General features: G+C 59.2%; 2 protein-coding genes and 1 pseudogene. All 3 read right to left on the reverse strand.

What is annotated here, in order from left to right; translation table 11 throughout:
- Positions 1 to 242: 242 nt before the first annotated feature.
- Positions 243 to 2,077: pseudogene (locus tag FGA82_RS29110) on the reverse strand (autotransporter domain-containing protein).
- A gap of 371 nt (positions 2,078 to 2,448) precedes the next feature.
- Positions 2,449 to 2,997, reverse strand: a complete 549-nt coding sequence (locus tag FGA82_RS29115; RefSeq protein WP_141129761.1) for an autotransporter domain-containing protein — start codon at positions 2,995 to 2,997, stop codon at positions 2,449 to 2,451.
- 1,186 nt (positions 2,998 to 4,183) lie between these two features.
- Positions 4,184 to 6,854, reverse strand: a 2,671-nt coding sequence (locus tag FGA82_RS29120) for a hemagglutinin repeat-containing protein (protein ID WP_141129762.1), incomplete at its 5' end; no start/stop codon positions are given.

Genomic DNA, 6,854 nt, shown 5'->3' on the forward strand with positions numbered 1-6,854 from the left:
ATGGCTCACTTGGCAGAGGGTGGCACGGCGCCCAGTTCAGCGCTCATGGCCACCCATGTCATCATTGCCCTCTCCCTGTGCAAGGGCCTGGTGAGCACTCGTTCGACGCACTTCACCCGCATAGACGGGGGGCCGAGACCGCGATCGCGCTGCAGGAACGGCTGGCCGGGGAAAACATGGCCACGCCAGTCCCAGTCAGACCTTTCCCACAGCGGAACCTCTCAACGGATCCAGGCAATGCCTCAGAAATCCAGACTGGCCCCGACACTGGCCCCTTGCTGGGTCAGGCTGTCCTCTTTTCTCAGGTTATAGGCCGCGCGCAGCGCCAGCGTCTGCGTCAGTTGATGGCTGACGCCCAGGCTCAAGCGATCTGAGTTGCGGCGTGGCGTGTAGCCGTCCAGCTTGAAGTCGATCCCGGGTACGCTGTTGAGCGACAGCTTCAGCTTCTGGGTGTCAGGGTCGAACTCATGCTCGTGGGCCAGCTCCCCCAGGCCTGGGTAGGCGGGGTGAAGCGGTAGCTGCCCTGCAAGCCGATGCCCAGACGCTTGGAGTCGCGCTGCTGATCGGCAACGGTCAAGGCGGTGGAGCGATGGTCTTGTTCCGAATAGCCCTTCACCTGAACCTGCGCGTAATCAGCGCTGAGGAACGGCGACAAGTGCCACGGGCTGTCGGCCCCCGCCAGGTCATAACCCCAGCGGCTGCCCAAGGCCCAGAGCCAACCCTCGGTGGCGCCTTTTTCCGAGCCCTCGCTAACCCCCAGGGCAAACTTGCGTTTGAGACGGTCGTAGTCCAGCGTACCGCCGGTCAGTGCGACATCGACCCATCCATGATCGCGCTGATATTGAGCAAAGGCTGTGGCCATGTAGCTGTTGAGCCGGTAGTCCGAATCACGGGCGCCGACCTCTAGCGCCTGGCGATACAGCCCCGCCGCCGCCCCCACGCGCCAATGCTCGGTGAGCCGATAGCTGGTGCCCAGATTGAGGTTTTCACCCCTGCCCTCGCCGCTCACCGAGCCGCGTTGATCAGCAAAATCCAGGTGCTGGCCACTTCCGGCCAGAACCGCACGCCATTGGTCGAGCGCTTGCCAGTTACGATCGTCAGCCTGCCATTGATTGCGCAGCTCATCCTGATGCGCACGCAGGGTGCCCTGAGCCATCTCGGGCAACTCGGTGAGCTCCCAAGGAGCTGCCAGCAAGGAATAGGCGTAGTCGGCGATCAATCGTTGCCCGACGACCGTCGGGTGCACCGTGTCGTTGTAGATCAGCTTACTGGGATCAGGATGGAGGCCGCCCAGGCCATAGGTAGGATTGGCGGTGCAGCCGTCGCCGCTAAAGCAGGTGCCGGTCAGGTTTTGCCCACTCGCCAGACCAAAGCGGGCCGGATCGGCGAACGCGGCTCAGGGCCGACGCCCCTGCCTGCTTCGCCGTGCCGTTGAGCGCCGGGGTCAGGCCCAGGTCGGGCAGCATCCACACCATGATGTAGCGTGCGCCCGCCTGTTGCAGGGCCTGAACGCTGTCGGCCAAACGCCCACCGGCGGCCACAGCCTGGCCAGCATCTGTTACGCGCCCCTGAAGAAAATCATTGCCCCCGCCGGACAGCAAATACAAGGCATGGGGATCCGCCCGTCCACCGCGGCTTGGCAGGTAGCCCTGACGGCTGCGCAAGACGGTACCGCCGCCGGCTCTGTCAGGTGGAATCGTGGCGCTGGAAACCGAGGTGATGGACTGCAAAATGTTGGCGGTGCGATAGCCCCCCACCGCCCAGTTGTTCCCGTCGCCAGGCCTTGGGCTGCGCGTACCGATGAGGTGGAGGCGTTCAGGTCATGGGGCGCCACGCCCAATCGGGTGCCCAGCAGCGTCGGCGACACCTGACCATAGTTGCCCTGAAACGTCGGCCCGCTGCGGTAGGTAAATCGCAAGGTGGCGCCAGAGACGCCATCGGGAAACTGGCCGGCGTCAACCAAGCTGTCGCCGAACACGATCAAGGTGGAATACGGTGAGGCCGCGGCCAAGGCCTGGGAGCAGGCCAATGACAGCAGCGCGCCTGCCAGTGGCGCGAATAACGGTGGTCTTAACATGCAGCATTCCATTGGTTTTTTTAGGTTATGAACAGCAAAAACACCCGTTCCTCATTGGCCAGATCTGCGTCTGACGCTGCACCGTCGGCGCATCCAAACTCGACGCGCCGACGATAAGCAAAAGGCGGGTGCGGTCATACGGAACCGGCAGGGGTTTGCAAGACGCGTGAGGTGCAGCGCCATGGGCCATGGGCAAAAAAAGGGAGTCCAGTTCAACCTAGACACCCTTACCCCAACTGAACCAACAGGAGCACCGTCAGCTCACGGACCATGTGCTCGAGGTGCATGGCTCGGGGTCAGTCAGATTGGGTTCAGCCAGCGGTGAGCGATGCCCCGTACAGCGGTCTCGTTCAGCGCCCTGGCGTCAGCGCTTACCACTTGACCCGCACCCCCATCGAGCCCTGCACCGAGGAGCTGACGTCGGTATCGCCGCCCGCCGCCCACTGTTTGCCAAGCTCGGCATACACGTCGGTGCTTGGGTTGAGCTGCACGGTCACGCCCCCGGCCAGTTCGGTGGAGGTGCCGCCGGTACTGCTGCTGATTGCCGTCGAGGCCTGCGAGGTCTCAAAGCGGGTCTTGTCGTTGCCATTGGCTGCGCGGTACAGGTTGACCCGGGTATAGGGCTGGACCAAACCGACTTCAGTGGCGAAATCACCTTCCAGGCGAGCGCCCACGCGGGCCAGTAGACCTTGATGACCGTCCTGGCGCACTTTGGTATTGCCCAGATGCTCGTCTTCCACGCTCAGGTGCTGCTGCACCAGCTGCAGTTGTGGTTCAACTCTCCACGGGCCACCCAGCACAAAAGGCTTGCCCACTTCGACCGAGGCCAGCCAGCTGTCGGCCTTACCTGAGATCTTCTGGCCTTCCGAGTGCGCCTTGTACTGATGGCGACCATTTTGCAGAACGGAGTCGATGTACACACCCGACGCATCAGTTCAGGTAGCATATCGCCATACGAACACACTCAAGGTACAGACTGGCCGACGGAAAACCCCACCTAACGGCAACGCTCTGTGCTTTCAGCAAGAGGCTTCAGGCACCCGGTGTCAACACGTCGCGTAGCCAGGTCAGCGGCAGTCGTTGAGCTCCAAGACTGCACAGGCTGGATGCCGCCCTTGAAACCGGTAAACCCCACCCCCTTGGGGGGATCCTTTTCTCACTGTCTTCACTGAGGCCTAAACCTGCAGCACGGCCAGCCTCTCCAGCGCCCTGCGAAGCTCAACTGATGGAATCAAGCACTGCCGCGCCTCAACGCCAGCCGTGCTCAGGTTGATCAACACGGAGCCGCTTTGGGGGCCCGCGGTTGCACGATCCGCCGGTGTGCAAAGGATTTACCAAGCACAGGCGTCGCATGGTGAGCAGCGCTCCGCCGGGCAAGATGCTACCGAGGGCCGGGCTGACCTTGCCTGATTTTTTTGATGACCGTCGAGGCGCAGAGCCGCGTGCGGCTTTCAGCTGGCCCGCACCCTCATCGATCGGTGACAGGCCGCTGATGACCGAGTTCCAAGGGGTGAGCCTCTGCCCACTTTTGCTGGGCGGGCGTTGACTGCGCGGGTAACCGGCTGCGGAACCCTGAAGAAAAACCTGCTCGTCTTGCCACCGTGAAAACCATCCACGGCTGAGGATTTTGCCTTACCTCCAACGTGCTCGCCTGGCAATCACCATCAAAAAGCTGTCAACCATTCGTGGTGGCGCAGGATCGCCATCACTCACTCCCGCTCATCATCCTGTGCCGCCAGAATCACCACGCCTCGCCAGGCACGCCGGTGCAACCAGCATTCCATCAAGGGCATGGGGAAAAGGCTAACAGGCCGTCATCAACGGGAGGCCAAATTGGCCACGATGCAGGAGGAGGGAAGGATGGGCAAAAGCAATCACTCAACCGCAAGCGCGCTCAGCGGGTTGATCATGATCAAAAACAGTCTTCCCAAACGGGAGAAAACAAGCACGCACAAACGCGCGCTAACGGGAATAGACGCTCGATTGAGCATCTTTAATCGAATAGGCAGGGTGCGTTTCCACGCCCCCTTTCGTCAAAAAAACATCACAGAACCTGCAGCCGTTACCGGCTGCAGGAATAGCGTGGTATCACCTGCGGGTCGTCGGTTATTTTCTCAGGAACTTAATCTGATACGTACCCGTTTCCCCCGGTATGACGTGGATATATTGCGCAGTATTTGGCCCACGTCCAATTCCCTGGGAGGTTTGTCCCATGAGGATCTTCTTACCATTTAATTGCAACAAATCACTCGGTTTTGAAATAGTGTACTTCTCAGTCTTACCCGATGTGAGGGTCAATTCCAGTTTGATCGGGTTCTTCTGCAGCGTGTTTTTGTTGCCAACCGTGTTGATGACCGCCAGAGCATTACGAATCTTGGCGTACTCCAAGGAGTTGCCCACTCGCCCGCCTTGGCTTGGGGCCGATTCAGGCTCTGGAGCATCAACCTCCGTAATCCGATGAATTTCCGCTTTTTTACCTATGACCTCCAAGCTGAGGTCCGGTTGAAACTCCGGCTCCGGCTCCGGCTCCGGCTCCGGCTCCGGCTCCGGCGGCTTCGGCGGCTTCGGCGGTGGCGAGTCTGTCTCGTCCGTCTCGTCCCCACCCTTCAAACCTATTGGCGCCACTTCGACTTTTATATCGGCGGCGGCGATCTTTTCGTTTCTGGCTACCACCAACTCCTGGCTGGCGTCAGTATTGAGCACCCCATTTATCGGAGCTCCCACATCGGTAAGGAGCGCGCCAGAGCTGTCCATTTTGCTGATAGGACCGTCAATGGTCGCGTTATTGATGGCCAGATAATGAACTTGCGAAACCTGTCCACCCTGATACGAAGCTGTAATCGCACCAAAGCTGTTCATACCGCCGCCGCCCCCCCCATAACCACCGTCTTTTTCGTGGTAATCCACGAGCGCTGCGGCGTTAATAGTTCCTCCGGTCACTACGCGGCTGCCACCATCAATTTTGCCCCCCAACAGGTTGACATCCCCCTTCACTTTTACAACGGAGGATGGATCCCCGGTAATGCCCGATTGTCTTCCGACAACCGAATAATTATCCCAGTCCGCGCCGCCTTCTCCGTGAGCGTTCGCGACGGGCACCACGTCCCCTACTTCCGTATTGAACGCCACGCCCAACCCTCCCCCACCGCTGGATTGATGGTGATTGAGGGTTTGGGTGTCCTGCAGGCTGGTGATGTTCAGCTTGCCACCAATGTCGGTCGTCACATGCCCTGTGACATTCGCCCCGACCAGGTTGGTGTCGCCCTTGCTCTTGATAGCAACATCACCGCCGATATTGGAGTTGGTGTAAGTGGTGCGGGTCGAAACCGTGTTTTCTTGTCCATATTCAGCGACAACTGAGGCACCCAAACCAGCCTGCCCGGCGAGCGTAGCGCCCGCTGAGCCGTTGACGCCAGCAAAGAGACGGTCAGAGTTGCTCGATTCAGTGGTCACCGTTTTAGCCGCAGCGATATTGACTCTGCCCGCGGAGTCCAACTCAATCTTATGCGTGTCGTCCATGGTCTGAACACCGTTGAGGTTAATATCCCCCTCCGTTGTTTCAAACGAAACGTTTCCGCCCACATGCGTGACATTGTCAGACTCGGTGTGCTTAGAGCTATTCCTCGTCGAACGACTAAAACCCACGTTGTTACCAACAGATCCTATCGGCCCAAAGCCAATTTGAGTGGCATCACCGATGATCGAAGCCGCCAAGAGCGGATTCACGCTTTTACCTTTAGCGGCAGAGGTGCCGACCTTGCCGTTCTCATTGGAAACGTCGAGTAAAGAGGAGCCACCAAAATAGGTGATGCCAAAGTTATCGGTTTCAGCCGTATTCACATCCGTGACGACGTCCTTATACTTAGTCGTTTCAATGGACTTGGCTTTCACTTTTAACGTTGCGTCTTTAGTCGCATCCGAGGTATTAAGATCCGCCCCCCCGATATCCGCGACTCCCCCAACGGTCAACTTGCCACTGCCCAGATTGAGCTGGCTATTGGTATAATGGGTACTTTGGTTGGTATGGCTGGTCTGTGTTTTTTCATACCCAAAGCCTGCGGTCAGTCCACCGACGTTACTGGCGGCCATGCCGCCCTCGGAAAGAGCCCGAGCATCGTTTTGAGTGCCTTCAGCACCGGATCTGCTGGTCGCCTCAAAACCTCCGGCGCTGGCTCGCGCCGAAGCGGCCATACCTTCGGTGAAGCTCGTCTCCTTGGTGGCGGAGAGGTTTTTCGCCGCCTCGACCTTAAAGTTACCCGCGACGTTGCCGGTGGTGTCTATGAAATCGACGTTGCCGCCGACGATTGTGGTATCGCCACCGACGTCCAGAACCAGATGATCGCCTGCCAGTGCGGATCCATTGGAAGTCGCACTCGCACTCGTGGACGTTTTATTGGCCACACTGAGCGCATTATGGACGGTGTCGTTTTGATAGGAAGACGCGACCTCATGTACATCCTTGACATTAAGGTCTTTGGTGGCTTTAAGGGTGACGGTGCTGCCGCTCACCGTGGCGCCGGTCAGATTGATGCCCTTGCCTGCCTCCAGTTTCACGGAAGAGTCGTCTCCATTTCCGTAAACACCGGCTGAGTTCCTGGACATCAAGGATCCGTCGGTATTGAATGTCATGGAGGTGGTGATATTGATGTCACCGCCCGCCTTGATCTTGACGTGTTTACCGTCGATCCCTGCGCCAATGCTGTTCACATCATTCTTGGCATCCAGCAGCACATCCCCGTCGTCACCTGCGGAAATACCGCCTGTGCCGCCGCCCGTG

This window comes from Pseudomonas fluorescens (genome assembly GCF_005938625.1).
Classification (GTDB): domain Bacteria; phylum Pseudomonadota; class Gammaproteobacteria; order Pseudomonadales; family Pseudomonadaceae; genus Aquipseudomonas; species Aquipseudomonas fluorescens_BD.